At 42.1% G+C, this 24,915-nt stretch carries 23 protein-coding genes; 18 read left to right on the top strand and 5 right to left on the bottom strand.

Annotated features, from left to right (window positions below; translation table 11 throughout):
• Positions 1 to 23: 23 nt before the first annotated feature.
• The 3 genes from tpx to H2672_RS05480 all read left to right on the top strand — a co-directional run bounded on the left by tpx (position 24) and on the right by H2672_RS05480 (position 2,892).
• The gene (tpx, locus tag H2672_RS05470) at positions 24 to 530 is read left to right on the top strand and encodes a thiol peroxidase (protein ID WP_186670044.1); all 507 of its coding nucleotides are present in this window, start codon (positions 24 to 26) and stop codon (positions 528 to 530) included.
• Between the two features lie 64 nt (positions 531 to 594).
• On the top strand, positions 595 to 1,506 hold the full coding sequence (locus H2672_RS05475) for a class I SAM-dependent methyltransferase (protein ID WP_186670046.1): 912 nt from the start codon (positions 595 to 597) through the stop codon (positions 1,504 to 1,506).
• A 195-nt stretch (positions 1,507 to 1,701) separates the two neighbouring features.
• A complete protein-coding gene (locus tag H2672_RS05480; protein WP_186670048.1) occupies positions 1,702 to 2,892 on the top strand; it encodes an acetate kinase in 1,191 nt (396 codons plus the stop codon).
• Positions 2,893 to 3,113: 221 nt separating this feature from the next.
• Here H2672_RS05480 and H2672_RS05485 read toward each other — a convergent pair whose 3' ends face one another.
• On the bottom strand, positions 3,114 to 3,563 hold the full coding sequence (locus H2672_RS05485) for a universal stress protein (RefSeq protein WP_186670050.1): 450 nt from the start codon (positions 3,561 to 3,563) through the stop codon (positions 3,114 to 3,116).
• A gap of 297 nt (positions 3,564 to 3,860) precedes the next feature.
• Here H2672_RS05485 and ald point away from each other — a divergent pair, with 297 nt between their 5' ends.
• On the top strand, positions 3,861 to 4,979 hold the full coding sequence (gene ald / locus H2672_RS05490; protein WP_186670052.1) for an alanine dehydrogenase: 1,119 nt from the start codon (positions 3,861 to 3,863) through the stop codon (positions 4,977 to 4,979).
• A gap of 104 nt (positions 4,980 to 5,083) precedes the next feature.
• On the opposite strand, the gene H2672_RS05495 is transcribed toward ald, so the two are convergent.
• Positions 5,084 to 6,181: a M24 family metallopeptidase gene (locus tag H2672_RS05495; RefSeq protein WP_255485382.1), complete on the bottom strand. Its 1,098-nt coding sequence runs from the start codon at positions 6,179 to 6,181 to the stop codon at positions 5,084 to 5,086.
• Positions 6,182 to 6,288: 107 nt separating this feature from the next.
• Here H2672_RS05495 and H2672_RS05500 point away from each other — a divergent pair, with 107 nt between their 5' ends.
• Both H2672_RS05500 and H2672_RS05505 read left to right on the top strand, forming a co-directional pair.
• Positions 6,289 to 6,969, top strand: a complete 681-nt coding sequence (locus tag H2672_RS05500; protein WP_186670056.1) for a metal-dependent hydrolase — start codon at positions 6,289 to 6,291, stop codon at positions 6,967 to 6,969.
• A gap of 123 nt (positions 6,970 to 7,092) precedes the next feature.
• Positions 7,093 to 8,400: a DRTGG domain-containing protein gene (locus tag H2672_RS05505; RefSeq protein ID WP_186670064.1), complete on the top strand. Its 1,308-nt coding sequence runs from the start codon at positions 7,093 to 7,095 to the stop codon at positions 8,398 to 8,400.
• A gap of 74 nt (positions 8,401 to 8,474) precedes the next feature.
• On the opposite strand, the gene H2672_RS05510 is transcribed toward H2672_RS05505, so the two are convergent.
• Complete coding sequence (locus tag H2672_RS05510; RefSeq protein WP_186670066.1) at positions 8,475 to 8,795, bottom strand: YtpI family protein; 321 nt, start codon at positions 8,793 to 8,795, stop codon at positions 8,475 to 8,477.
• Between the two features lie 92 nt (positions 8,796 to 8,887).
• Here H2672_RS05510 and H2672_RS05515 point away from each other — a divergent pair, with 92 nt between their 5' ends.
• Positions 8,888 to 9,823: a DHH family phosphoesterase gene (locus H2672_RS05515; RefSeq protein WP_186670068.1), complete on the top strand. Its 936-nt coding sequence runs from the start codon at positions 8,888 to 8,890 to the stop codon at positions 9,821 to 9,823.
• Positions 9,824 to 9,844: 21 nt separating this feature from the next.
• Positions 9,845 to 12,928 (top strand): DNA polymerase III subunit alpha, encoded by a 3,084-nt coding sequence (gene dnaE / locus H2672_RS05520; RefSeq protein ID WP_186670070.1) that lies wholly within the window; start codon positions 9,845 to 9,847, stop codon positions 12,926 to 12,928.
• Here dnaE and H2672_RS05525 read toward each other — a convergent pair.
• The gene (locus tag H2672_RS05525; RefSeq protein WP_186670072.1) at positions 12,907 to 13,197 is read right to left on the bottom strand and encodes a hypothetical protein; all 291 of its coding nucleotides are present in this window, start codon (positions 13,195 to 13,197) and stop codon (positions 12,907 to 12,909) included. The genes dnaE and H2672_RS05525 overlap by 22 nt on opposite strands.
• A 465-nt stretch (positions 13,198 to 13,662) precedes the next feature.
• On the opposite strand from H2672_RS05525, the gene H2672_RS05530 reads away from it, so the two are divergent.
• The 6 genes from H2672_RS05530 (at position 13,663) to H2672_RS05555 (ending at position 19,635) form a co-directional block, all read left to right on the top strand.
• Positions 13,663 to 14,322, top strand: coding sequence for a FadR/GntR family transcriptional regulator (locus H2672_RS05530; protein WP_186670074.1), 660 nt, complete (start codon positions 13,663 to 13,665; stop codon positions 14,320 to 14,322).
• On the top strand, positions 14,319 to 15,179 hold the full coding sequence (accD, locus tag H2672_RS05535) for an acetyl-CoA carboxylase, carboxyltransferase subunit beta (protein WP_186670076.1): 861 nt from the start codon (positions 14,319 to 14,321) through the stop codon (positions 15,177 to 15,179). The genes H2672_RS05530 and accD overlap by 4 nt, the downstream gene beginning before the upstream one ends.
• Position 15,180: 1 nt before the next feature.
• Positions 15,181 to 16,134 carry an acetyl-CoA carboxylase carboxyltransferase subunit alpha gene (locus H2672_RS05540; RefSeq protein WP_186670078.1) on the top strand — a complete coding sequence of 318 codons (954 nt, stop codon included), beginning with the start codon at positions 15,181 to 15,183 and terminating at the stop codon, positions 16,132 to 16,134.
• Between the two features lie 69 nt (positions 16,135 to 16,203).
• Positions 16,204 to 17,163, top strand: a complete 960-nt coding sequence (pfkA, locus tag H2672_RS05545) for a 6-phosphofructokinase (protein WP_186670080.1) — start codon at positions 16,204 to 16,206, stop codon at positions 17,161 to 17,163.
• Between the two features lie 162 nt (positions 17,164 to 17,325).
• Positions 17,326 to 19,086: a pyruvate kinase gene (gene pyk / locus H2672_RS05550; protein WP_186670082.1), complete on the top strand. Its 1,761-nt coding sequence runs from the start codon at positions 17,326 to 17,328 to the stop codon at positions 19,084 to 19,086.
• A 165-nt stretch (positions 19,087 to 19,251) separates the two neighbouring features.
• The gene (locus H2672_RS05555; protein ID WP_186670084.1) at positions 19,252 to 19,635 is read left to right on the top strand and encodes an FxsA family protein; all 384 of its coding nucleotides are present in this window, start codon (positions 19,252 to 19,254) and stop codon (positions 19,633 to 19,635) included.
• On the opposite strand, the gene H2672_RS05560 is transcribed toward H2672_RS05555, so the two are convergent.
• Positions 19,625 to 20,599: an AI-2E family transporter gene (locus H2672_RS05560; protein WP_186670086.1), complete on the bottom strand. Its 975-nt coding sequence runs from the start codon at positions 20,597 to 20,599 to the stop codon at positions 19,625 to 19,627. The genes H2672_RS05555 and H2672_RS05560 overlap by 11 nt on opposite strands.
• A 182-nt stretch (positions 20,600 to 20,781) precedes the next feature.
• On the opposite strand from H2672_RS05560, the gene citZ reads away from it, so the two are divergent.
• The 4 genes from citZ to H2672_RS05580 all read left to right on the top strand — a co-directional run bounded on the left by citZ (position 20,782) and on the right by H2672_RS05580 (position 24,907).
• A complete protein-coding gene (citZ, locus tag H2672_RS05565) occupies positions 20,782 to 21,897 on the top strand; it encodes a citrate synthase (RefSeq protein WP_186670088.1) in 1,116 nt (371 codons plus the stop codon).
• A gap of 70 nt (positions 21,898 to 21,967) precedes the next feature.
• Positions 21,968 to 23,236, top strand: coding sequence for an NADP-dependent isocitrate dehydrogenase (icd, locus tag H2672_RS05570; RefSeq protein WP_186670090.1), 1,269 nt, complete (start codon positions 21,968 to 21,970; stop codon positions 23,234 to 23,236).
• A gap of 163 nt (positions 23,237 to 23,399) precedes the next feature.
• Positions 23,400 to 24,338, top strand: coding sequence for a malate dehydrogenase (mdh, locus tag H2672_RS05575; RefSeq protein ID WP_186670092.1), 939 nt, complete (start codon positions 23,400 to 23,402; stop codon positions 24,336 to 24,338).
• A gap of 92 nt (positions 24,339 to 24,430) precedes the next feature.
• Complete coding sequence (locus H2672_RS05580) at positions 24,431 to 24,907, top strand: MaoC/PaaZ C-terminal domain-containing protein (protein WP_186670094.1); 477 nt, start codon at positions 24,431 to 24,433, stop codon at positions 24,905 to 24,907.
• Positions 24,908 to 24,915: the final 8 nt, after the last annotated feature.

Here is a 24,915-nt window from a genome sequence, read left to right on the forward strand (position 1 = left end):
GATTTAGAAGAGGAGGCGTCTTAATGGCTAACGTTACATTCAAGAACAATCCCGTTACATTGCTTGGAAAAGAAGTTGCAGTAGGTGATACTGCGCAAGATTTTACAGTGCTTGCGAACGATTTGAGTCCGGTGACACTTGCCGATTCGAAAGGGAAAATCAGGTTAATCAGTGTTATCCCTTCAATTGATACAGGTGTTTGTTCAACGCAGACGCGTAAATTTAACGAGGAAGCTTCTTCCCTTGGAGATGACGTTCAAGTGTTGACGATTTCTGCCGATCTTCCTTTTGCACAAGCAAGATGGTGTGCTGCTGAAGGTATTGCAAATCTACAGACATTATCCGATCATCGCGATTTATCATTTGGAGAAGCGTATGGCGTTGTTATCAAAGAACTTCGTTTGCTTGCTCGCTCCATCTTTGTTATAGATAAAGATGATAAAGTGACTTATGTTGAGTATGTCGGTGAAGGCACAGACCATCCTGACTATGAAAAAGCAATTTTAGCCGTAAAAGAATTAACGAAATAACTAAAAAATACTAATGAAAACCCACTCGGAGACGGGTGGGTTTTGTGAGTTGAGGGATAACTAAATGACAACAAATACAGAAAAGATATTTACATTTATCGACACATATGCGGAATCGAAAGAGACGCTTTACTTGGAAGCAATCATTGACATTTGTCAAAAGTGGCTTTCTGGAGAATCGCAACCTATGGTATCAGAAACAGTAACTAAAGAGGATATTCGCAGAGGTATCCAGCTTGCAATCCTGAAGGGGATGAAGCAAAATGTACAGCCTAACCACCAGATGACTCCAGACTCAATCGGAATGCTCATTGGACATATTGCTGGCAAATTGGCGACAGGTGAACAAGGCATTACACTTCTAGACCCTGCAGCTGGTACAGGAAATCTCCTCTATACGGTCATGAACTCAATTGAAAACGATGTCACTGCAACAGCAATTGAAATTGATGATTTATTAGTCAGATTGTCTGCTGTCACTGCGGAATTGCTTGAACATCCTGTCACATTTTATGTTCAGGATGCATTGCGGCCATTATTTGTAGATCCGGTAGACATCACTATAAGCGATTTGCCTGTCGGATTTTATCCTGATGATGAAAATGCGCTCAATTATGAATTGATGCCTGCAGAAGGACATGCTTATGCACATCATCTGTTCATTGAACAATCAATGAAGCATACGAAACCGGGTGGGCACGGCGTATTCATCATACCCGCCAATTTGTTTGAGTCCGATCAATCGCCTACATTGCATCCCTATTTGAAAAAACAAACGAATATCCGTGCAATTATTCAGTTGCCTGATTCGCTATTTAAAAATGTGGCACATGCAAAAAGTATACTAATCTTACAAAAACCTTTACCCGAAGCAAAAGTGTCACATGATGTCCTCCTTGCTAAAGTTCCGAATATGACTGATAAACATGCCATGGCACTGTTTCTTCAGAAAATTGATATTTGGGCTACTGAATAAAAAGTTCCGTTGAATTCGCTGCGGCGCTAGGGGATGCCTCCCGCCCTAAGCCTGACCACTACACTATCAGTCTTAGGGCTTCGGCTACACCTTTTAAGGCGTCTTCACTTAGTTAATATAGATATTTATTTGTTCAATATATAGGTAAAAGCTAAAGTAACTAGTTAAGAAATAAGTTTAAAAGGGGAGCTTTATATGCGGAACATTTTAGCGATAAACGCTGGAAGTTCGTCCTTGAAGTTTCAGCTTCTCCAGATGCCAGAAGAGCACGTAACAGCAAAAGGGCAAATTGATCGAATTGGTCTGTCAGAATCGGTTTTCATTATGAAGTTCGAACAAGGCAGAGTGGAAAAGAGTCAAGATATCCAGAATCATACCGAGGCTGTATCTATGGTTCTTAAAATGCTGATCAGTGAAGGGGTCGTTCGTTCATTCGATGAAATTGATGGGATCGGTCACCGTGTTGTTCATGGCGGCGAAGTTTTCAGTGATGCCGTACTCATTAATGATGATATAATCGCAACCCTTAAGGGACTATCAAACCTTGCGCCGCTCCATAATCCGCCAAACATCGTTGGCATTATGGAATTTAGTAAAGCGTTGCCGAATGTGCCTTCTATTGCGGTGTTTGATACGGCATTCCATCAGACGATGCCGGAAAGTTCTTTTCTATATCCGTTACCTTACGAGTATTATGAAAAATATGGCATCCGAAAATACGGTTTTCACGGCACAAGCCATAAGTATGTAACAGAACGTGCTGCGGAATTATTAAATCGTCCACTTGAAGGTACGCGTCTTATATCCTGTCATTTGGGAAATGGTGCAAGTATAGCTGCTGTTGAAGGTGGGAAATCGCTCGATACGTCGATGGGTTTTACGCCTCTTGCAGGAGTAACGATGGGAACGCGTTCAGGAAATATTGATCCGGCACTCATCCCGTATATTATGGAGCAGACGGGAAAGACAGTCGAAGAAGTCCTGGATGTTTTGAATAAACAATCAGGAATGCTTGCTATTTCAGGGTTTTCAAGCGATTTACGTGATATTGAAATCGAAGCTTCAAAAGGGAATGCGCGTGCACAATTGGCTCTAGATGTCTTTGCAGATCGAATACATAAATACATTGGTTCGTATGCGGCGAGGATGGGTGGAGTGGATGCGATTATCTTTACAGCTGGAATCGGTGAAAATAGTGATGTCATTCGTAAGAAAGTGTTGGAAGGACTTGAATTTATGGGGGTTTACATTGACCCAGATTTGAATACTATTAGAGGTAAGGAATTGCATATCAGTTTCCCGTACTCTCCAGTTAAGGTGTTAGTGATTCCAACCAATGAAGAAGTTATGATTGCGCGTGATACGATGCGTGTTGCGAAGTTGTAAATCATCCAATAGGTGTTAGATAATAAAAGAGTTGCCCGGGAAATAATGGGCAACTCTTTTATTGTTACCAGGGTACTATAAACCTCGTACTGTGGATAAGTTGTAACATAGGGATTTCACGTCTAGACTCCAGCGGATGGCCCCTCGAGTTGCTTCGGTCCTGTAGGTAATGGCAAGGAGCGCCTTTTCCTACAGGTCTTTCAATGCTTGTGCTTTTGTTCTTATAATGCTTCTGGTGTACGTATGACAAGTACGTCACATTTTGCAGAACGGACGATGTTTTCAGATACACTACCGATTAGGAAACGTTCGACCGCATTCAATCCAGTTGCCCCACAAATGATAAGGTCTGCTTGTAGTTTTTTTGAAATGTCTTTAGAGATCATTGTTTTTGGTGACCCGTATTCTACCATGACATTGACATGCTGCAAGCCAGCTTTTTCGGCTTCCAATTTATAGTTGTTCAACAACTCTTCTGCGAACTTCTGTGCTCTCTCCGCAATCGATCGATCATAAGCTTCGACCGCAGCATATGAGCGTGTATCAATGATATTAATCAAATTTAATGTAGCTTCGTTTCTATCGGCAATTGCCACCGCTTTTTTGAAAGCCCACTCTGATTCTTTTGATCCATCGACAGCAACAAGAATTTGTTTGTATACTAATGTCATTTAACTCACTCCATCCTTAGATTGGTATACTTACTTACTTCTATAGAAAGAGAGAAAAACCTTTTAAAATGAAAAAGAAAACGATGAACAATTCAGGTTCCGACAAAATTGTTACAGTTTGGAGTTTGAGCTTCCTGAAATCATCAAATAATAAGACTTATAATGGGCAGAATATTCCACGAATTGATAAAGTACAGCATTAATCCTTACTATCTGATAATATTAAAAATAGATTGGTCCGGATGAAAGCTTATGAAATGGCCAACTAACTAAACGTTATCTTTAGGAGGAATTGCAATGATTATTGGTGTCCCAAAAGAAGTGAAAAACAACGAAAACCGTGTCGCTATGACACCTGCAGGCGTTTTCAACTTAAAGTCGGCAGGTCATGAGGTTATCATTGAAAAAGGTGCGGGTCTAGGTTCAAGTTTTACGGACGAGGATTACACTGAAGCTGGCGCTAAAATCGTTGAAACTGCAGTAGAAGCATGGAATGTGAATATGGTTATGAAAGTAAAAGAACCAGTTGCTTCTGAATACGGCTATTTCAGTGAAGGGCTAATCTTGTTCACTTATTTGCACCTTGCACCTGAAGTAGAATTAACAAAAGCACTTCTTGACAAAAAAGTTGTAGGGATTGCTTACGAAACAGTACAACTTCCAAATAACTCATTGCCTCTTCTTGCTCCTATGAGTGAAGTTGCGGGACGTATGGCTACACAAATTGGTGCACAATATTTACAACAAACAAATGGTGGTAAAGGTATTCTATTGAGCGGCGTACCGGGCGTTTCACGCGGTCACGTTACTGTTATCGGCGGTGGGCAAGCTGGAACAAATGCTGCACGCATAGCAGTTGGAATGGGTGCGAAAGTAACTGTTCTTGACTTGTCAGTCGATCGTCTGCGTCAATTAGACGAAATTTTCGGCAATGATATTCAAACACTTGTTTCAAATCCATTCAATATTGCTGAATCTGTTAAAGAAGCGGATCTTGTTATCGGGGCTGTTTTGATCCCTGGAGCGAGAGCACCGAAACTTGTTTCAGAAGATATGGTTAAATCGATGAAACCAGGATCTGTTCTTGTAGACATCGCAATCGATCAAGGTGGTATTTTTGCAACATCGGATCGTGTAACGACTCACGATGAGCCAACTTATGTGAAACATGGTGTAGTTCACTACGCGGTAGCGAATATGCCAGGTGCAGTTCCGCAAACTTCAACAACTGCATTAACGAATGTAACAGTTCCATATGCACTTCAAATTGCGAACAAAGGCTACAAAAAAGCTTGTCTGGACAACGTTCCTCTTCAAAAAGGTATCAACACAATGGAAGGGCATGTTACATATAAAGCTGTAGCAGATGCTCAAGGTATTGAGTATGTATCTGCGGAGACGCTATTGAATCAATAATTTAACTTGAATCGGCAGAAGTTCCTGCTGATTCAAATTAAGCCGAGGCGTAATTGATCTGAAAAGGCTGCCCACACTTGTGAAAGTGTGGGCAGCCTTTTCGATTACGGTTGAATAATCTGCAATTCTTTAGGGAATTTCGTTAATACTTCGACGCCATTAGCTGTAACGACAACATCATCTTCAATCCGTACACCCGTGACTGCAGGATTATAAATACCTGGCTCGATTGTGAAGACCATACCTTCCACAAGAGCAAATTCATTTGTACCAGTCATGGATGGGAACTCGTGAACTGAAATTCCAAGTCCGTGACCGATACGGTGCGTGAAGTATTCACCGTAACCCGCTTGATCAATCACATCACGCGCAGCTTTATCAATTTCCATAGCCTTGACGCCGGGACGGACCAAATCAACAGCAGCCTGTTCCGCTTTTCTAACCGTTTCATAAATTTCGCGCATTGCATCCGTAGGTTCACCGAACGCGACTGTGCGTGTAATATCTGAACAGTAGCCGTTATAAACGACGCCTAGGTCAAAGAGGATAAAGTCGCCTTTTTGGATTTTACGATCTCCAGGTGTACCGTGTGGAGATGCTGTTTTCGGACCAGAAAGAACCATCGTATCGAACGCCATTTTCTGAACGCCCTTTTTCTTCATTTCAAACTCAATTGCCATAAGAATCTCAAGTTCAGTTTTTCCTTCAGCGATTTCCCTGCAACCAACTTCAATAGCGTAGTCAGCCAATTCAGCGGCTTTACGTAAATTAGTAAGTTCATCTTCGCTTTTGATGTTACGCATGCCGTTTAGCTGTTCGTCGAGGCGAACGAATGTAGCACCTGCGAACAGTTGGTCCATCCGTTCTAGACGCTCCACTGTCAAATGAGATTTCTCAATTGCGATTGAAGTAGGAAGCCCTCCACGTTTACGGACAGCCTCCATTACGATATCCCAAGCATCATCCGTATCTTCGTGTCCAACTGCATCAAAAGACCAACCAGCTGCTTTTACGTCAGGTACTTCCATCAAGGGACAAATCACAAATGGTTCTGCATCTTTAAATACCATTACGCCAAGAAGCCGTTCATGCGGGTCGCTGTGGAATCCCGAAACGTAAAATACGTTATCTGGTGTAGTTATAAATGCTGCGTCAAGATTTTCTTTCTGTAAAAACTGTTGTATTTCTTTAACTTTACTCAATTTAATAACCTCCTTTGTAACTGCAACCATTATAACAAAAAAGAGGGTTTTTGGGTTGTATATCGAAATTTGTCTTTATGAAGATAAAAAATGGAGGAGATTTTTAAATGCAAATTTCATACCACGGTCATTCGATTGTGAAAATAAAAACAGGTGACTACACAATTCTCATTGACCCGTTCATTACGGGAAATAAGCTGACGGATCTTGAAGTTGAAAATGAAAAACCGGATATTATTTTATTGACGCATGGACATAATGATCATGTCGGGGATACGGTGGAAATTGCAAAGGCGAGCGATGCACTAGTCATAGCCCCAAATGAGCTTGCCGTTTATTTGGGATGGCAGGGGATCCGAACACATGGCATGAATATTGGAGGTGCCTGCGAATTTGAATTCGGTACAGTGAAATATACGCAAGCGTTTCATAGCTCCTCATACACGACGGAGACCAATGAAATCATTTATACGGGTATGCCCGCGGGTATTTTAGTAATGGCGGAAGACAAAACAATTTATCATGCTGGCGACACAGCTATTTTCGGTGATATGGAGATGATTGGTAAACGTCACCCAATCGATGTCGCATTTGTTCCAATCGGTGATAATTTTACGATGGGCCCTGTAGATGCTGCATGCGCAGTCGGGTTGCTCAATCCGAAACTTGCTGTCCCAATCCATTTCAATACATTCCCACCAATTGAGCAGGACCCCGAAACATTCAAAGCGCTCGTGGAAGGACATGAAGTGAAAATAATGGAGGCGGGGGAAGCTTTCAAATTATAAAAGTGCTATACGAAAGTTCTTTTGAAGGATCTTATCTATTGCGTTCAGGCGCTCGGTTAGCCCTTTTCTTAAGCTTTTTGTGGTAGAATGTCCTTAAGGTCATGATAGAGAAAAGGTGAAGACATGGCGACAAAACATGAATTGATACTCCGTTATATCGAGGGTCTAGCGGTCGGTGAGAAAATTTCGGTCCGCCAAGTAGCAAAGGCGCTGTCTGTCAGCGAAGGGACTGCTTATCGTGCCATCAAAGAGGCGGAAAATCAGAAACTCGTCAATACGATTGAACGTGTAGGCACTATCCGAATCGAAAAGAAAAAGAAAGAGAATATTGAACGTCTCACATTTGCAGAAGTGCTTAACATTGTCGACGGGCTGGTGATTGGCGGCCGTGGGGGATTACATAAGACGTTGACGAAATTCGTTATAGGTGCAATGCAATTAGATGACATGATGCGCTATATTGACGCGGGAAGTCTTTTGATTGTCGGAAATAGATTGAAAGCGCATGAAACGGCGCTTCTTGCAGGTGCTGCAGTGCTAGTCACTGGAGGATTTGACGCATCCGATGAAGTGAAAAAGTTAGCGGATGAATTGGAACTACCAGTTATTTCGACGAGTTATGACACATTTACCGTTGCAACGATGTTGAATAGGGCAATCTATGATCAGTTGATTGAAAAAGAAATTTTGCTGGTGGAAGACATTTTGACCCCACTTGCTGACACAATTACACTTTCAGCAAAGGATCTGGTCACTCATTTTCATGAGGTAAATGATAGGACATCTCATACTGGTTATCCAGTTGTTGAGGAAAAGGGGAAACTTGTTGGTGTAATTACTTCACGAGATGCAATTGGTAAAAAGGATGATGAGTTGATTGAAAAAGTAATGACACGTCATCCGATAACAGTTACGGGAAAAACATCTGTTGCTTCGGCTGGGCATAGTATGATTTGGGAAGGAATTGATTTGTTACCGGTTGTTTCGGATGCGGGATTGCTTGCTGGAATTATTAGTCGTCAAGATGTCTTGAAGGCGCTTCAAATGACCCAGCGTCAACCTCAGCAGGGTGAAACAATTGATGACATTGTTAAAAATCAGATGAAAACCATTCCTGAACAACCGCATACTGTTGAATTTACAGTCATTCCGCAGATGACGAATCAGTTTGGTTCTTTGTCATACGGAGCATTGACCACCCTTTTGACTGAAGCGGGCAATAGAGCCATCAAAATGCGGAAACGCGGGGAAAGTGTCCCGGAAAATATGTCGCTGTATTTTATTAAGAATGTTGAACTCGGAAGCGTAGTTGTCGTTATTCCAAAGATATTACATATGAGTAGAAGGTTTGTAAAAGTCGATTTCGATATACTAACTGAAGGAGACCTAGTTGCAAAGGCCATGATTATGTATCAACTGTTTGAACGATAATTTAATAACGCAGTCGTAACCGCAACAACCTGACGCATGTAGCCTAGACGAAAAAACTGATGCACATTTGCGCATCAGTTGTCGTTCAACTTTGTTTCTTCATCTACAAAGCTTCTGTAATGTTTGTAGGCCTTGAAATTAAAAATGCCTACATAAGCTCCGAATAGGATAAATAAGGCAGCAATAATATATGTTGCGATACCGTCAAAAAGCATCAGCTGATTGATACCGAAAAACAACAGCAAACCGCCGAGAGAGGAACCAGACATACTGGCATACATTTTCTTGCGAATAGGAAATAGTGATCTTGTGCGGAACTGCCGAGTCTTAAAGTAAAAATAGAAGACCGCAGAAGCAATGATGAAAAATACGAAAATGAAATTTATCGTTAACATGAAAGCCCTCCATTACATACAAACTTCTTACATTGTAGCGGCTTTTGGAGCAGAATGCGAACTGAATATATCGAAGCTTGGGGGAATCGGATATGAAAAGACAAATCATCGACACAATTGAAAAGTACGATAAAATCATTATTCATCGTCATGTGAGACCAGATCCTGATGCGTACGGATCACAATCAGGATTGAAAGAATTGATAAAAGCAAACTATCCTAATAAGCAAGTGTTTGCAGTGGGCCAACATGAAGAATCACTTACCTATCTAGCGCAACAAGATCACGTTGAGCGGTCGTTTTATGAAGGCGCTCTTGTGATTGTTACTGATACAGGAAACACGGGGCGGATTGACAGTGAGTTTTATACAGAAGGTGCTGTACTTATGAAGATTGATCATCATCCCGATGCTGATCCTTACGGTGATATCAAATGGGTTAACACCTCCGCAAGCTCGACATCTGAAATGATTTACTCGTTGTATGAAGAAGGCAAACAGTCTTATGGATGGAAAATGACTACTGATGCGGCTAGGCTGCTATTTGCGGGAATTGTCGGAGATACAGGACGTTTTCTGTTTCCAAGTACAACAACTACTACTTTTGAAGCGGTAAGTGAACTTATTAAATTTGATTTTGATCGACCGGAACTATTTGCGGGAATGTACGAGGTTAAACGGGAATTGCTACATCTAAAAGGTTATATGTACCAAAACTTCACTATGGACGAAAATGGAGCAGCATTTGTTAAAATAGACAAAGCGACACTTGAACAATTTGGGGTAACCGCATCTGATACATCTCAGCTTGTCGGGGCCTTAGGTGACGTGCAAGGGATTGTCGCATGGATCATATTCATAGAGGAAGAGGATCAAATTCGCGTTCGACTGCGTTCGAAAGGTCCCGTCATCAATACTTTGGCTGCTGAGTACGGCGGCGGTGGACACCCTCTTGCTTCTGGTGCTTCTGTCCACTCGTGGGAAGAAGTAGACGAAGTCATCGCGAAGTTAAAAAAATTGTGTGTATAAAAAACAGGCGGAGGGATTGCATTGACACTTGTCTATCCGCAAGTAGTAACTGGCGCTGATCTTTTGCGTGGCATTAATAAACTTGATTACTTAGCCCCGCTTCTGAAAAGGAGAGGGGCTAAAGCCGTTGCAATTGTTAACTCGAAATTATATGGCATTCGGTCATTCTATAAAGTGATGGAAAAATACGAAATTCGACCAGTTATCGGGTTATCCATCTTTTTAGAAATTGGAGAAGGGGAAGTTGTTCTTCTTTATGTCTATGCAAAAGATGATGAAGGCTATCGAAACTTGCTGAAAATGAGTAGCGCTGTTTCTGTAAGAGATTCTGAAACGCTGCCGCTGCAGTGGTTGAAAGCATATAGTAAAGGTTGTATCGTCGTTTGCCCATTGACGGATGTATCCTGGGGAGCAGCCTTATCAGGCAATAAGGATGTGTTCCAGCATGTAATAAAGGATTGTGACAAGTCATCCATAATCGTTGGTGTCGCTAGGGCAGGAGGTGTCAGACATCCCGACGAAGAATTAATTGAAAAAATTGCTGAGAGTACTAGTACGCCTATCGCTGCGGTCTATGAAAGCCGCTACACCGACAAAGAAGATGCATTCGCTTATGAAGTTGCAGAGGCGATTCGGACAGGATTCAAGCTGAATGACCCGGCTAAGCCTGAAAATCAACAAAAGGCGGCATATCTACCTGAAGAAAATGAACTTGCTGAATGGTTTTCAGACAGGCCTAAGTGGCTTACGAACACGTCAGATATGCTCTTGTCTTGTGATGCAGCATTGCCCCCAAGTCAATCGCTTATGCCTGTGTTTTCAGTTCCGGAGGGTGAAACGTCAACGACTTTGTTGGAGAAAAATGGCATGAAGGGTTTGCAGAAACGACTAGGCAGAGTGGACGAGGCATATGAAGAACGTCTCCGATATGAAATTAGTATAATTAGTGAGATGGGCTTTGCTGATTACTTCCTGATTGTCGAAGATTTTATGCGTTACGCCAAAGAAAAGGCTATCTTGACAGGTCCAGGGCGTGGGTCTTCGGCCGGATCGCTTGTCGCTTATGCGCTTGGCATCACAGATGTTGATCCGATTAAATATGGGCTTATTTTTGAACGATTTCTTAATCCGGGCCGTGTAACAATGCCGGACATTGATATCGATTTTGCAGATAATCGTCGTGCGGAAGTAATTGACTATGTCGCACAGAAATACGGGAAGACAAATGTCGCACAAATCATTACGTTTGGTACGCTTTCCGCCAGATCAGTCGCCCGAAATGTGGCACGTGTGTTTGATTTTTCAAATGAAGAAATGGCTTATTTATCGAAGGAAATACCAAATAGAAATAGAATTACGCTTGAAGCGGCGGTTGCAGAATCGAAGGCACTGCAAGATTGGATCGCAATTGATCCGATACGAAGTGATTGGTTGAAAGCAGCGATTCGAATTGAAGGATTACCCCGTAACGCATCAACGCATGCTGCTGGTGTGATTTTATCGCCTGTCCCGCTTGTTGAGGTGGTACCGCTTCAAAGTGGCGCGGATGGAATTTACCTTACCCAATGGCCGATGGGGGATGTTGAAGAACAAGGCTTATTAAAGATGGACTTCTTAGGTCTGCGCAATCTAACTTTACTAGACCGTATCAGGTCAATGATAGCCTACGATAGGGGAATTCGTTTGGATTTCGAAAAGATTCCCCTAAACGACGAAAAAACATTTGAGCTTTTTAGAGCGGGAGATATGACAGGGATCTTTCAGTTTGAATCCGATGGAATGAGAGAAGCTCTTCGTTTGATACAACCGAATAAGTTCGAAGATATTTTTGCCATTAATGCACTATATCGACCGGGACCAATGGACAATATCCCACTATATAGCCGGCGAAAAAATGATAATGAAAAAATAACGTATATTCATCCGCAACTTGAACCTGTTTTGAAAGAAACTTATGGGGTAATCGTCTACCAAGAACAAATTATGGAAATCGCAGTCCGCGTTGCGGGATTTACGATGGGTGAAGCGGATCTGTTAAGGCGTGCCGTCAGTAAGAAAAATCGGGAGAATCTAGAAAAGGAACGAATTCGTTTCACGCAAAAAGCCTTCGAAAATGATTTTCCGGAAAATGCAGCTATTGCAATTTACGATCTCATTGTAAAGTTTGCAGACTATGGATTTCCGAAAAGTCATGCTGTGGCCTACTCTCTTATCTCGTACAGACTTGCTTATTTGAAAGCGAATGAACCCGCTTATTTTTACGCTGCACTCCTGTCGTCAATGACTGGGAATAATGACAAGGCGATGGAGTTGATGCGCGAATCTGAGGCGGTGGGTGTTAAGATTTTACCGCCATCTATTAAGCATAGTAAATATATGTATACGGTTGAAAAGGGTTCAATCCGGATTGGACTTGGTGCTATTAAAGGTGTGACACCTACATTTTACGATGCTATAAAGCGTGCAAGGAAGTCTGGAGGCAACTGGAAAACATTATTTGATATGGCAGCATCAGTCGGTGGCGATGTGTTCACTGAGAAGGCTATTCGACCGCTTGTAAAAGCAGGGGCGTTAGATGAATTCGGAGAATCAAGGGCTATTTTACTCGCTTCAATTGACGCAGCAATATCCCATGCATTATTCATCCGCCCTGATGATGGCGATGATTTATTGAGTGAAATACTTCGTTCGGTGGCCAGCCCGAAATATTCACCGGGTGGTACACTGCCGCGCATGACGCTTCTTGAATATGAAAGAGAGGTGCTTGGTTTCTATCTTTCAGAACACCCTGCGGCAGAAGTGAAAAAAGAAGCAGGCGGAGGATTCCATACCATTACTTCAATTGACACAATTCCAGACCGAGCGTATGTGAAAATAGCGGGTCTTATTACCGAGATTAAACGAATAAGAACGAAAAAAGGGGAGTCAATGGCATTTGTTACGCTTCAGGATGAGACGGGACAAATTTCTTGTACATTATTCCCAAAACAATATTTAATTTCAGAAAGTCAGCTTACAGAAATGGCGATAATTCAAGTCGAAGGAACTGTTGAACGTCGTAGAGGGAAGCCGCAAATACTTGTTCAACAAACGAAAAATAGTTGAGTGGCATGCCAATATAACTGGCATGCCTTTTTATTAATGCAAAACATGTGTTGATTAACCAAAGTTAACCAGTAAGTGACTGCTTGCTTTCGGATGACTTTGGACTGAACGATTACTACACTATTATCGGGATTTCTTGCAGCGTATGGATGCGACTTTGTCGTTAATCGTATGGTGTCCGTTCGTCCGTCGCTTTCCAAAGATACAGGTGCACTAAGTGCAAAAGATAAAGCTTTTTTGAACGAGTGAATATCCACTTTCCTATCCATAAAGGAGCATCCAAAGATTCAATTTTGGCTGCTTACTCCTTCTTTATAGCATTTCCTTTTCGAATTTAAGGCAAAGTCATATTCCCTATAACGGCACACTGTTACTTGTATGATCTTAGCTGAAATAAGCAAAGAATACTTTATTAAAAGCGGTGAAGTGCCTGAAATTGCATCTTCGGGCACTTGCAACCACATTTAATCCACGGTAAAGGTGTTGTGATCATCTCGTCCAAAGCGGGCTGGAAATGTACAAGTGCAAATGCAGACTTATATGCTTGTCTACAGGTGCAACATGTAAGAAGGTGGATAATCAACAGACGTGCCGTTGCATAAATGTAGGTGTAGTGTGTTGCAGTTCGGTTCAATTTCCACCTTTCACTTTACGTTCAGCATCGTTTTCTGTATGCTAAAGACAGGAGTGGTCAGACCACTTTTCATCATGTATATTTCCAAAGGGGTCCACGCATGCAAAATCCAAAACCATCGTCGAAAATGTTTCTAGATATTGTCGGTGAACTTAGATCGATAATTACAGAAGAAGGCATTGAAACCGGTGGAAAGCTGCCTTCCGAACGTGAATTGGCAGAGCGTCTGCAGGCAGGGAGATCCACGATTCGTGAAGCGTTACGAAGTTTGGAACTGCTCGGACTTATCGAAACGCGGCGTGGTGAAGGGACGTTCCTTGTCGATTTCAGGAAGCATCAACTTGTTGAAGTACTTGCAGCTTTCATCATGCAACAGCCAGATTCCGTCACCGATGTACAGGAAACAAGAAGAATTCATGAAACTGCGGCAATCCTTGCAATATGTAAGGACAGTGCATTACGGGCGTTACCAGTATGGGATAGCTTGTTTAAAAAAATTGATCAGGATGGGGAAATTTTACGAGAGGACCTTGTCCGTGAAATGATTGTTGCGGCTGGAAATCGATTATCGCTTAAAATTTGGTTTTTATTAAAACAATATAGTAAAGTACCATTCAGTGAAATGACAAAGATTGATGAAAATGAAAGTGTGAAAATGTTGCTTCTAAACTTGGGCAATGGCAATGTGATTGCCACGTTGGAAGCCTATTCTGAATGGATTAAACTAGTTGAAAGTGAAAGAGGGGACAATAATAAATGATTCGCGATTTATTTATGAAAAATAGAAAAAAGCATATGACGACAATACCTTCCGTTGACGCTAAAAATGACGTACCTGAAGGAATCATGACGAAATGTTCGGAATGTAAAAATATTATTTTAACAAAAGATTTAATCAAACTAATGAAAGTCTGCCCTAAATGTGATCATCATTTTAAGATGACAGCAGCTGAACGTGTAGCTTGCTTGTTTGATGAAGAGACGTTCAAATCAATTGACGATCATTTGAAAACGGAAAATCCGCTTAATTTCCCTGCTTATACTGAAAAAGTTGAGTCAGATGCGAGAAAAACGGGATTGAATGAGGCAGTTCTAACTGGTACAGGTAAAATCGATGGAGTGGAAATTGCTGTAGCCATTATGGATGCCCATTTCCGAATGGGTTCGATGGGATCAGTTGTGGGTGAAAAGATTACCCGTGCAATAGAAAAAGCGACTGCACTAGGTATTCCAATGATTATCTTTTCTGCGAGCGGCGGAGCACGTATGCAGGAAGGCGTGTTATCGCTCATGCAAATGGCGAAAACGAGTGTCGCACTTACACGTCATGGCAGTGAAGGTTTGTTATATATATCTGTCATGACGTACCCAACTACAGGCGGCGTGTCCGCAAGTTTCGCTTCGGTCGGTGATATTAATATCGCAGAGCCGAAAGCACTTATCGGATTTGCAGGTAGACGCGTTATCGAACAGACTGTTAGGGAAAAATTACCGGAAGACTTCCAAACTGCGGAATTCCTGCTGGATCACGGCCAATTGGATGCAGTCGTTCACCGTGCTGATATGAAAGAAACCTTATCTAAGATCGTTCGACTTCACGTGAAGGGAGCTAATTGACATGAGTAAGACGTTGAAATTCGAGGAGCCAATCGTCAAGCTGCGCGAGAAAATCGTGGAACTTGAAGAGTTCACGGCAAACAACTCAGTTGACCTTTCAGATGAAATCGGAACGTTGAAAGTACGTTTGAAGAACTTGGAAGAAGAGATTTACGAGAATATGGAACCATGGGACCGTGTTCAAGTGGCGAGGCATCCACAACGCCCGACTACAATTGATTATATCAATATGTTGTTTGAAGATTTTATGCAACTACACGGCGATCGGGCTTATGGCGATGACGCAGCAATTGTTGGTGGTATCGCTTCATTTGAATCGGTTCCAATAACAGTTATCGGCCATCAGCGTGGGAAAGACACAAAAGAGAACGTCAAACGGAATTTCGGAATGCCGCATCCTGAGGGGTATAGGAAAGCATTGCGCCTTATGAAACAGGCTGAAAAATTCGGCAGACCAATCATTTGTTTCATCGATACGAAAGGTGCTTTTCCTGGCAAGGCAGCTGAAGAGCGGGGACAAAGCGAAGCGATTGCACGAAATCTTGTTGAAATGGCTGGCCTAACAGTTCCAGTTATCTCTATCGTCATCGGAGAAGGCGGAAGTGGCGGGGCGCTGGCACTTGGGGTGGCAAATCACATTCATATGCTTGAGCATTCAACCTACTCTGTCATTTCACCTGAAGGAGCCGCGACCATTCTTTGGAAAGATTCAAGTCTTGCCAAACAAGCTGCCGAAGCTATGAAAATTACTGCTCCACACTTGAAAGAAATGGGTATTATAGATGCTATTATTCCTGAAGTTCGGGGTGGTGCGCATCGTGACTCGAAAGCGCAGGCGATTAGTATCGGGAATGCAATTCGAACTTCGTTAGATGAATTAGGAACTCTGGATGGCAAAGGTCTTGTTGACCATCGTTATGATAAATTTCGTTGTATTGGCGTTTTTTCTGAATAAAAGAAAGATGCGGGTGACCGCATTTTTTCGTGTTCACAAAAAAACTAAATCTACATAGGAGTGATTCCAATGAAGAAAATTGCTGTGTTGACAAGTGGGGGAGACGCACCAGGGATGAATGCTGCAGTTCGGGCAGTTGTTCGGAAAGCAATTTACGAAGGTCTTGAAGTTGCAGGTGTTTTTAATGGTTACCAAGGATTAATCGAAGGGAAAATCGAACTCCTCCAATTGGGTTCCGTGGGGGATATCATTCAACGGGGTGGGACGATATTACGGTCAGCCCGCAGTGCCGAATTCCGAACGCTGGAAGGTCGTGAAAAAGCCTTAAAGCAATTGAAGTTAAACGGAATTGAAGCGCTAGTCGTCATTGGCGGTGATGGTTCATTCAGGGGTGCACTTGAATTAACAGCTCTTGGCCTACCATGTGTCGGCGTTCCAGCAACAATAGATAATGACATCAATGGCACTGAACTCACAATCGGTTTTGATACGGCATTGAATACAGTCATTGACGCCATCGATAAGATACGCGATACTGCTACATCTCATGAACGTACATTCATCGTTGAGGTTATGGGACGCGATGCAGGAGACCTTGCTTTATGGGCGGGACTGGCCGGCGGTGCTGAAACAATTCTTGTACCAGAAGAAAAATATGAATTGCCCAATATTATCGAACGGCTTAAAAGTGGGACGGGACGAGGTAAAAAGCATAGTATCATTATTGTAGCTGAAGGGGTTATGTCGGCTGCAGAGCTTGCTGAAATATTGAAGCGTGAAGCTGGTATTGAAACACGTATATCAGTGCTGGGGCATATTCAGCGAGGGGGTTCCCCTTCTGCACGTGATCGTGTCATTGCTAGTCAGTACGGAGCAAAAGCTGTAGAAGTATTGATAGAAGGACGCGGCAGCATTGCGATTGGCATGCGAAATCATGTGGTGGTAGAATATGAGTTGGCAGACGTTTTCGAACAATCAGACGGTTTGGATATGGACATGTACAAGCTGTCCAAGGAATTGTCTATTTAACTTTATTCGGCAGAAGCTTCCCACCTTTATACGGGGTAAGACAAAGCGAACAAAAACAGTAATTCAGAGTGCATTCAAACGTCGACTGAATCAAGCAATCATTATTCAAAATCTAGGCACAATTGATTGGGTTTTTAAAAAAAACAAAAGAGGCGATAGTTGATGAGAAAAACGAAAATAGTATGTACGATTGGCCCTGCAAGTGAATCACCGGAATTATTGGAACAGCTTATTGAGGCTGGTATGAATGTAGCGAGGCTGAATTTCTCCCATGGTAATCATGCAGAACATAAAGCCCGTATCGATGCCATTAGAAAAGTCGCACGTGAAAAAGGTAAAGTTGTTGGGATCCTGCTAGATACGAAAGGTCCTGAAATACGGACGCATTCCATGGAGAATGGAAAGTTGGAACTTGTCACGGGACAAAAAATTGATATTTCTATGACGCAAGTTGAAGGAAATAATGATGTGTTTTCAATAAGTTACGATAAACTGATTGAAGATGTATTCGAGGGTTCTGTCATTCTTTTAGATGATGGTCTAATCCAATTAGAAGTTATTGGTAAAGATGAAGAACGAGGATTAATCCATACACTGATTATTAATTCAGGGCCATTAAGCAATAATAAGGGCGTTAACGTACCGGGGATTTCGGTTCAACTTCCTGGAATGACGGAAAAAGATGCAGAAGATATCCTATTCGGTATTAGAGAAGGTGTCGACTTCATAGCTGCCTCATTCGTAAGACGGGCTTCCGATGTTATGGAAATAAGAGCCCTTCTTGAGAACAACAACGGCTCGAACTTACAAATCATTCCGAAAATAGAGAATCAAGAAGGCGTCGACAACATCGATGAAATCCTGAATGTTTCGGACGGTCTTATGGTTGCTCGTGGTGATCTTGGAGTAGAAATTCCACCGGAAGAAGTACCACTTGTCCAGAAAAAATTGATTGAGAAGTGTAACCAGGCGGGTAAGCCAGTTATTACAGCAACACAAATGCTTGATTCGATGCAGCGAAACCCGCGTCCTACACGTGCTGAAGCGAGCGATGTAGCAAATGCTATTTTTGACGGTAGTGATGCAATCATGCTGTCAGGAGAGACGGCAGCAGGAATTTATCCAATCGAATCAGTTCAGACGATGGATCGTATTGCGCGGACTACAGAAGCAGCAATTGATTATCGTTCTGTCGTTTCAACACGCCGCCGCGAAAAACACGGCAATATGACTGAAGCGATTGGACAAGCTGCGGCATACACCGCTATCAACTTGAAAGTGAAGGCCGTCATTGCTCCAACAGAAAGTGGCCATACAGCTAAAATGATTGCCAAATACCGCCCAGGTTGTCCGGTTATTGCGGTAACATCATCTGAAGCTTGTTCAAGAAGACTATCACTCATTTGGGGCGTCTACCCGATTGTTGGAAAAAAAGTTTCTTCGATTGATGAAATCTTGCAAGAGTCTGTCGAAGAGAGTGTTAAACATCAGTATGTAGGACATGGTGATGTGGTTATCATTACGGCAGGTGTTCCAGTTGGTAAGGCGGGAACGACGAACTTGATGAAAATTCATGTTATCGGTGATTTGCTTGCACGAGGACAAGGGATAGGCAAAGATGTAGCTTATGGCCGAACTGTTGTAGCTAAAAATGCTGCTGAAGCATTGGCGTATGATACAGAAGGAGCAATTCTTGTAACGAATGCATCTGATCGTGATATGATGCCTGCCATCGAGAAATGTGCAGGACTCATTACGGAAGAAGGCGGATTGACAAGTCATGGTGCAATTGTTGGACTCAGTTTAGGTATACCGATTATTGTCGGTGTTGAAGATGCAACCAAGCTGATTCAGCATGGCGAGGAAATTACGATGGATGCTGAATCTGGCGTTATCTATAATGGGCGCGCGAGCGTTCTATAAAGTTAATCTTCAATCAGAGCGGGTTTTCTTCATCCCCCACTTATTCTTCCCGTGTCCTTGAAGACTTGAAGTGGGGGTCTTACTGCCCGTTAATGCGGGATAAATAAGATAAGGCTGCTTCCGATATGCTCGGTAAGCAGCCTTTTTTAGGAGATGAATTTTAGCATGAAATGGATTGTACTCACATTTATTGTTGTTCCAACAGCTGAACTTGCTCTACTACTATATTCAGGGAAGACGCTGGGGCTTCTGCCTACGATAGCTATCATTCTTATTACGGGGATAGGAGGGGCGTACCTCGCTAAGCGCCAAGGGATGAAGGCTTGGACTGAATTGAAAATGCGTATGACAGTTATGGAGACACCTGGAGATGCACTTATTGATGGTGTTTGTATTCTATTTGGGGGGATTCTGCTCATCATGCCCGGTTTCATTACCGACCTATTCGGCTTTTTACTACTCTTCAAAGGACCTAGGAATAGTATCAGACCATTCATTCGGAATTGGATCTATAATAAAATGAAAAAAGGACAAATTGTTATCCGGTAAATAAAGGGTGTTGTCTTACTTTCAGTGCGGCAAAAAGTAAGAATGGCGTTAGTAGAATACCGGGTAATCCAAATAGATAGAAGGAAGAAGCTGTTATGAAGAAAGCATGAATTGGCTTTAGGTGAAAAGTGGATGCCCACATATAGGATTCGGCCATTTGTCTGGTTATCATGGTGAATAGATAGAGTAAAATGAGTGAGATTCCTATATATAGATTATTTGTATATAGGAAGAAGGCAGCCATTGGCAGAAGGAACAGACCGATCCCGAGGAATGGCAGGCTATCTGCTAGTGAGATAAGAAAAGCGTTGCCAATGGGTGACTCGAATCGTAGAAGCAAGAACCCTATTGTGATAATACAAAATGTCAGGAAGAATAAGCGCGCTTCTACTGACACAAACGTTCCAATAAGTTTACCGGATGTTGTAAACATTCTTTTAGCAGGCTGGCGTATGACACTTGGGAAATAGACTAAAAACCAATAGCGGTTTTTACCGGATTCCCGTAAGGCAAAAAAGTAAGCTACGAGGAAAATGAACAAACTGAAGAGCTGTTGAAAAACGGTACTAATGATTGTTAAGGTGTATTCTAGAAGCGCATGGCCATATTCCACAACTTTATCTTCGAGGAAAGTGAATAGTTTGCTTAGGATGTCGGTATTTTGTGTGAATGGGGCTATATGGCGTTCAACAGTTGGAACGGTGTCAATAAGTCCGTGAATTGCAATGAAAGTGAACGCGCTCATTAAAAAAAGCATAAGTGTCATGACGAATAACGTTGCAATTGTAAGTGGAAGCTTGGTCATTGTGCGGACGGATGATAAGATAGGAGCAGTGAAGTAGGCAATGATGACAGCGATTGCCGCCGGGGGAACAGTAAACAGGATAATGCCCGCGAAAACAGCAGGCAACCATTTCATGAAAATTGATTGAAATGCTTGTTGCTTGTTCCGGTTTTCTGGCATTTTCCGACCCCCTTTTTATAAATCAAAAAACAAAAACAAGCGTATCCATTCACAAAGATGACAAAATTGATTATAATGGTCGTTGTAAGCGTTTTAAGTAGCGAATTAATATTAGCAGACTAGCTGTTCTTCTTTCTTTTTTTATAGATTGGACAGCTGTACTGAAAGAGGGAGCGATTTATATGACGTCAACCAAAGGGTTGGAAGGAGTCGTAGCGACACAGTCAGCAATCAGTTCTATTATTGATGACACACTTACATATGTCGGCTATGATATTGATGATCTTGCAGATAACGCCAGCTTTGAAGAAGTTATTTATCTTCTCTGGCACCAGCGTCTGCCGAAAGAGGATGAGCTTGCAGAGCTGAAAAAACAGCTTGCAGAGAATATGTCTGTTCCTCAAGAAGTACTTAATCATTTCAAAACGTATCCGATTGCAGACGTACACCCAATGGCGGCACTGCGTACTGCAGTATCTCTACTTGGACTATACGATGAAAAAGCAGAAGATATGTCTGATGAAGCAAATTACGAAAAAGCGATTAAGCTTCAAGCAAAAATCGCTACGCTCGTTACTTCATTCTCACGTATCCGTAAAGGCCTTGAGCCAGTTGCTCCAAAAGCTGAACTAGGCTATGCTGAAAACTTCCTATATATGCTTTCAGGTAAACAGCCTGAAGCAATTGCAATTGAAGCATTCGACAAAGCACTTGTCCTTCATGCAGACCATGAGCTAAATGCATCTACATTCACAGCGCGCGTTTGCGTAGCAACGCTTTCTGATATGTACTCAGGTGTTACAGCAGCGATTGGCGCACTTAAAGGACCACTTCACGGTGGTGCAAACGAACAAGTAATGAAAATGCTGATGGAAATCGGTTCTGAAGACAAAGTAGAAGCGTATATCCGTGCAAAATTGGATAACAAAGAAAAAATCATGGGCTTCGGCCACCGTGTCTACCGCCAAGGTGACCCACGTGCGAAACATCTTCGTGCAATGTCTAAGCGTTTGACTGAACTTCGCGGCGAAGAGAAATGGTACAATATGTCCAATAAAATTGAAGAAATTGTTACTGGCGAAAAGAATTTGCCGCCAAACGTCGATTTCTATTCGGCTTCTGTCTATCATTCACTCGACATCGATCATGATTTATTCACGCCGATTTTTGCAGTATCTCGTATTTCGGGATGGATTGCACATATCCGTGAGCAATATGCGAACAATAGATTGATTCGTCCTCGTGCAGATTATACAGGACCGGGCATGCAGAAATACGTTCCAATTAAAGAACGATAAGAACGATAAAACATGGGGCAGCATAGATATATGCCGGCCCTCTGATTTTGAATTTGGGAGGAAATTAATTATGACTAACGGTGGAAAAATTACAGTAACTAATGGTGTTTTAAACGTTCCTGATCACGCAACAATTCCTTTTATTATCGGTGACGGTACTGGTCCGGATATTTGGCATTCAGCATCACGCGTACTTGAAGCAGCTGTCGATAAAGCTTACGATGGTAAGAAAAAGCTTGTGTGGAAAGAAGTTCTTGCAGGAGAAAAAGCATTCAACGAAACTGGCGAATGGCTTCCACAAGCAACACTTGACACAATTGATGAGTATTTGATCGCTATTAAAGGACCACTTACTACGCCAATCGGTGGCGGTTTCCGTTCATTGAACGTTGCACTTCGCCAAGAATTGGATCTTTACACTTGCCTACGTCCAGTACGTTACTTTGAAGGTGTTCCTTCACCGGTTAAACGTCCTGAAGATTGTGATATGGTTATTTTCCGCGAAAATACGGAAGATATCTATGCAGGTATTGAATACAAAGAAGGTACACCTGAAGCGAAAAAAGTAATCGAATTCCTACAAAACGAAATGGGCGTTAAAAATATCCGCTTCCCAGAAACTTCTGGAATCGGTATCAAACCTATTTCTGAAGAAGGTACAAAACGTCTAGTACGTGCTGCTCTTACTTATATTATTAAAGAAGGCCGCAAGTCATTGACGCTTGTCCATAAAGGAAATATCATGAAGTTCACAGAAGGCGCATTCAAAAACTGGGGCTATGAAGTTGCTGAACAAGAATTCGGCGATAAAGTCTTCACATGGAACCAGTATGATCAAATCAAAGACGCTGATGGAACTGACGCTGCGAACAAAGCACAAGCTGAAGCTGAAGCAGCAGGCAAAATCATCGTGAAAGATTCGATTGCTGATATCTTCTTGCAACAAATCTTGACACGTCCAAAAGAGTTCGATGTTGTTGCAACAATGAACTTGAACGGCGACTATATATCTGATGCACTTGCTGCGCAAGTTGGCGGAATTGGTATCGCTCCTGGAGCAAACATCAACTACATTACTGGGCATGCAATCTTTGAAGCAACTCACGGTACTGCACCGAAATATGCAGGACTTGACAAAGTTAATCCTTCTTCACTCCTTCTTTCAGGCGTCTTGATGCTTGAGCATCTTGGATGGAACGAAGCGGCAGCTATGATCACTGCTTCAATCGAAAAAACAATTGTTTCTAAAGTTGTGACGTACGACTTTGCTCGTCTTATGGACGGTGCAACAGAAGTGAAAGCATCTGAATTCGCAAATGAATTGATTAAAAACCTTTAATTTGAATTAGCAGAAGTGCCTGCTGATTCAAATTACGCCGAGGCGTAATTGATTTACTAATACTCCAACGGCGGAAAACCCTAGTTTTCCGCCGTTGGAGATTTTTATTAGATTGAATGAGGGGGATGCCCTTCATACATATGAATAAAAGGAGAGTAAACCCATGACAATGCAACGTAAAAAAGTCTCAGTTATCGGTTCTGGTTTCACTGGTGCAACTACGGCATTTCTTTTAGCTCAAAAAGAGCTTTGCGATGTAGTGATTGTTGATATTCCACAAATGGAAAACCCAACAAAAGGGAAAGCACTTGATATGATGGAAGCTGGACCTGTTCAAGGTTTTGACGCGAATATTATAGGGACTTCAGATTACGCGGATACAAAAGACTCGGATATCGTCATTATCACAGCTGGTATTGCACGCAAACCAGGTATGAGCCGTGATGACCTTGTTCAAACGAACCAAAAAGTCATGAAAATCGTAACAGCTGAAATTGTAAAACATTCTCCGAACACAACAATCATCGTATTGACGAACCCTGTCGATGCTATGACATACACAGTATACAAAGAATCAGGATTGCCGAAAGAACGCGTAATCGGACAATCTGGTGTACTTGATACTGCTCGTTTCCGCACGTTTGTAGCGCAAGAATTGAACTTGTCTGTTAAAGACGTCACTGGTTTCGTACTTGGCGGTCATGGCGATGATATGGTTCCACTTGTCCGCTACTCATATGCTGGCGGTATTCCACTTGAAACGTTAATCTCTCCTGAGCGTCTTGAAGAAATCGTAGAGCGTACACGCAAAGGTGGAGCGGAAATCGTTAACCTTCTTGGGAATGGTTCTGCTTACTATGCACCAGCTGCATCACTAGTTGAAATGGCTGAAGCGATTCTAAAAGATCAGAAACGTGTTCTTCCTTCGATTGCATACCTTGAAGGCGAGTACGGTCTTGATGGTATTTACATCGGTGTTCCAACGGTGCTTGGTGCAGGCGGTATCGAAAAAATCATAGAACTTGAATTGACTGAAGACGAAAAAGTTGCATTAGCTAATTCTGCTGAATCAGTTAAAGCTGTTATGAAAGTTCTTGTCTAATATCTTTTAAAAAAATCGAGTAGCATATGCTACTCGATTTTTTTTCTAATTATTGATAAACTTGTATTACCACATTAAAAGGGGGAAGCAAGTTGATACTAGGGAAAAAAAGACGTCTAGGTAGAAAAATAGAAGAGATTACTGTTGGAGAAAAATTGAAATTGACAAAGAGAATTGAAGATAAAGATCTACTGCTCTATCTTGGACTAACAAATGATAGTAACCCACTCTATATCCAGCATGATTACGCTTCGCAGACGGCTTATGGATTGCCTATCGTACCAACTATTATGCTAACAGGGATTGTGACATCCGCCGTTTCAAAGTATTTACCTGGACCTGGTTCACATATCGTGAAACAACAGTTGTCATTCCAAAAAGCTGTGTATCACTATACAACTATCAATTTTTTGCTCGAAATTATTCATGTTGATAAAGAAAAAAATTCAATAGATATTTCAATAGAAGCACGTGACGAAAAGGAGGACATCGTCATTTCTGGAGTAGTGACAGTCACTCCGCCAAAAGTGGAAGAACGACTTACATCACAAGCAATGGATAACTTTTGATAGGGGAT

It is taken from the genome of Sporosarcina sp. BP05, from assembly GCF_014282005.1.
Taxonomy (GTDB): domain Bacteria; phylum Bacillota; class Bacilli; order Bacillales_A; family Planococcaceae; genus Sporosarcina.

What these genes read in the sequence shown, in the direction of transcription:
- tpx (WP_186670044.1), top strand. Translation starts at nt 24, where the DNA reads ATGGCTAACGTTACATTCAAGAACAATCCCGTTACATTGCTTGGAAAA.
- H2672_RS05475 (WP_186670046.1), top strand. Translation starts at nt 595, where the DNA reads ATGACAACAAATACAGAAAAGATATTTACATTTATCGACACATATGCG.
- H2672_RS05480 (WP_186670048.1), top strand. Translation starts at nt 1,702, where the DNA reads ATGCGGAACATTTTAGCGATAAACGCTGGAAGTTCGTCCTTGAAGTTT.
- H2672_RS05485 (WP_186670050.1), bottom strand. Translation starts at nt 3,563, where the DNA reads ATGACATTAGTATACAAACAAATTCTTGTTGCTGTCGATGGATCAAAA.
- ald (WP_186670052.1), top strand. Translation starts at nt 3,861, where the DNA reads ATGATTATTGGTGTCCCAAAAGAAGTGAAAAACAACGAAAACCGTGTC.
- H2672_RS05500 (WP_186670056.1), top strand. Translation starts at nt 6,289, where the DNA reads ATGCAAATTTCATACCACGGTCATTCGATTGTGAAAATAAAAACAGGT.
- H2672_RS05505 (WP_186670064.1), top strand. Translation starts at nt 7,093, where the DNA reads ATGGCGACAAAACATGAATTGATACTCCGTTATATCGAGGGTCTAGCG.
- H2672_RS05510 (WP_186670066.1), bottom strand. Translation starts at nt 8,795, where the DNA reads ATGTTAACGATAAATTTCATTTTCGTATTTTTCATCATTGCTTCTGCG.
- H2672_RS05515 (WP_186670068.1), top strand. Translation starts at nt 8,888, where the DNA reads ATGAAAAGACAAATCATCGACACAATTGAAAAGTACGATAAAATCATT.
- H2672_RS05525 (WP_186670072.1), bottom strand. Translation starts at nt 13,197, where the DNA reads ATGGATAGGAAAGTGGATATTCACTCGTTCAAAAAAGCTTTATCTTTT.
- H2672_RS05530 (WP_186670074.1), top strand. Translation starts at nt 13,663, where the DNA reads ATGCAAAATCCAAAACCATCGTCGAAAATGTTTCTAGATATTGTCGGT.
- accD (WP_186670076.1), top strand. Translation starts at nt 14,319, where the DNA reads ATGATTCGCGATTTATTTATGAAAAATAGAAAAAAGCATATGACGACA.
- H2672_RS05540 (WP_186670078.1), top strand. Translation starts at nt 15,181, where the DNA reads ATGAGTAAGACGTTGAAATTCGAGGAGCCAATCGTCAAGCTGCGCGAG.
- pfkA (WP_186670080.1), top strand. Translation starts at nt 16,204, where the DNA reads ATGAAGAAAATTGCTGTGTTGACAAGTGGGGGAGACGCACCAGGGATG.
- pyk (WP_186670082.1), top strand. Translation starts at nt 17,326, where the DNA reads ATGAGAAAAACGAAAATAGTATGTACGATTGGCCCTGCAAGTGAATCA.
- H2672_RS05555 (WP_186670084.1), top strand. Translation starts at nt 19,252, where the DNA reads ATGAAATGGATTGTACTCACATTTATTGTTGTTCCAACAGCTGAACTT.
- H2672_RS05560 (WP_186670086.1), bottom strand. Translation starts at nt 20,599, where the DNA reads ATGCCAGAAAACCGGAACAAGCAACAAGCATTTCAATCAATTTTCATG.
- citZ (WP_186670088.1), top strand. Translation starts at nt 20,782, where the DNA reads ATGACGTCAACCAAAGGGTTGGAAGGAGTCGTAGCGACACAGTCAGCA.
- icd (WP_186670090.1), top strand. Translation starts at nt 21,968, where the DNA reads ATGACTAACGGTGGAAAAATTACAGTAACTAATGGTGTTTTAAACGTT.
- mdh (WP_186670092.1), top strand. Translation starts at nt 23,400, where the DNA reads ATGACAATGCAACGTAAAAAAGTCTCAGTTATCGGTTCTGGTTTCACT.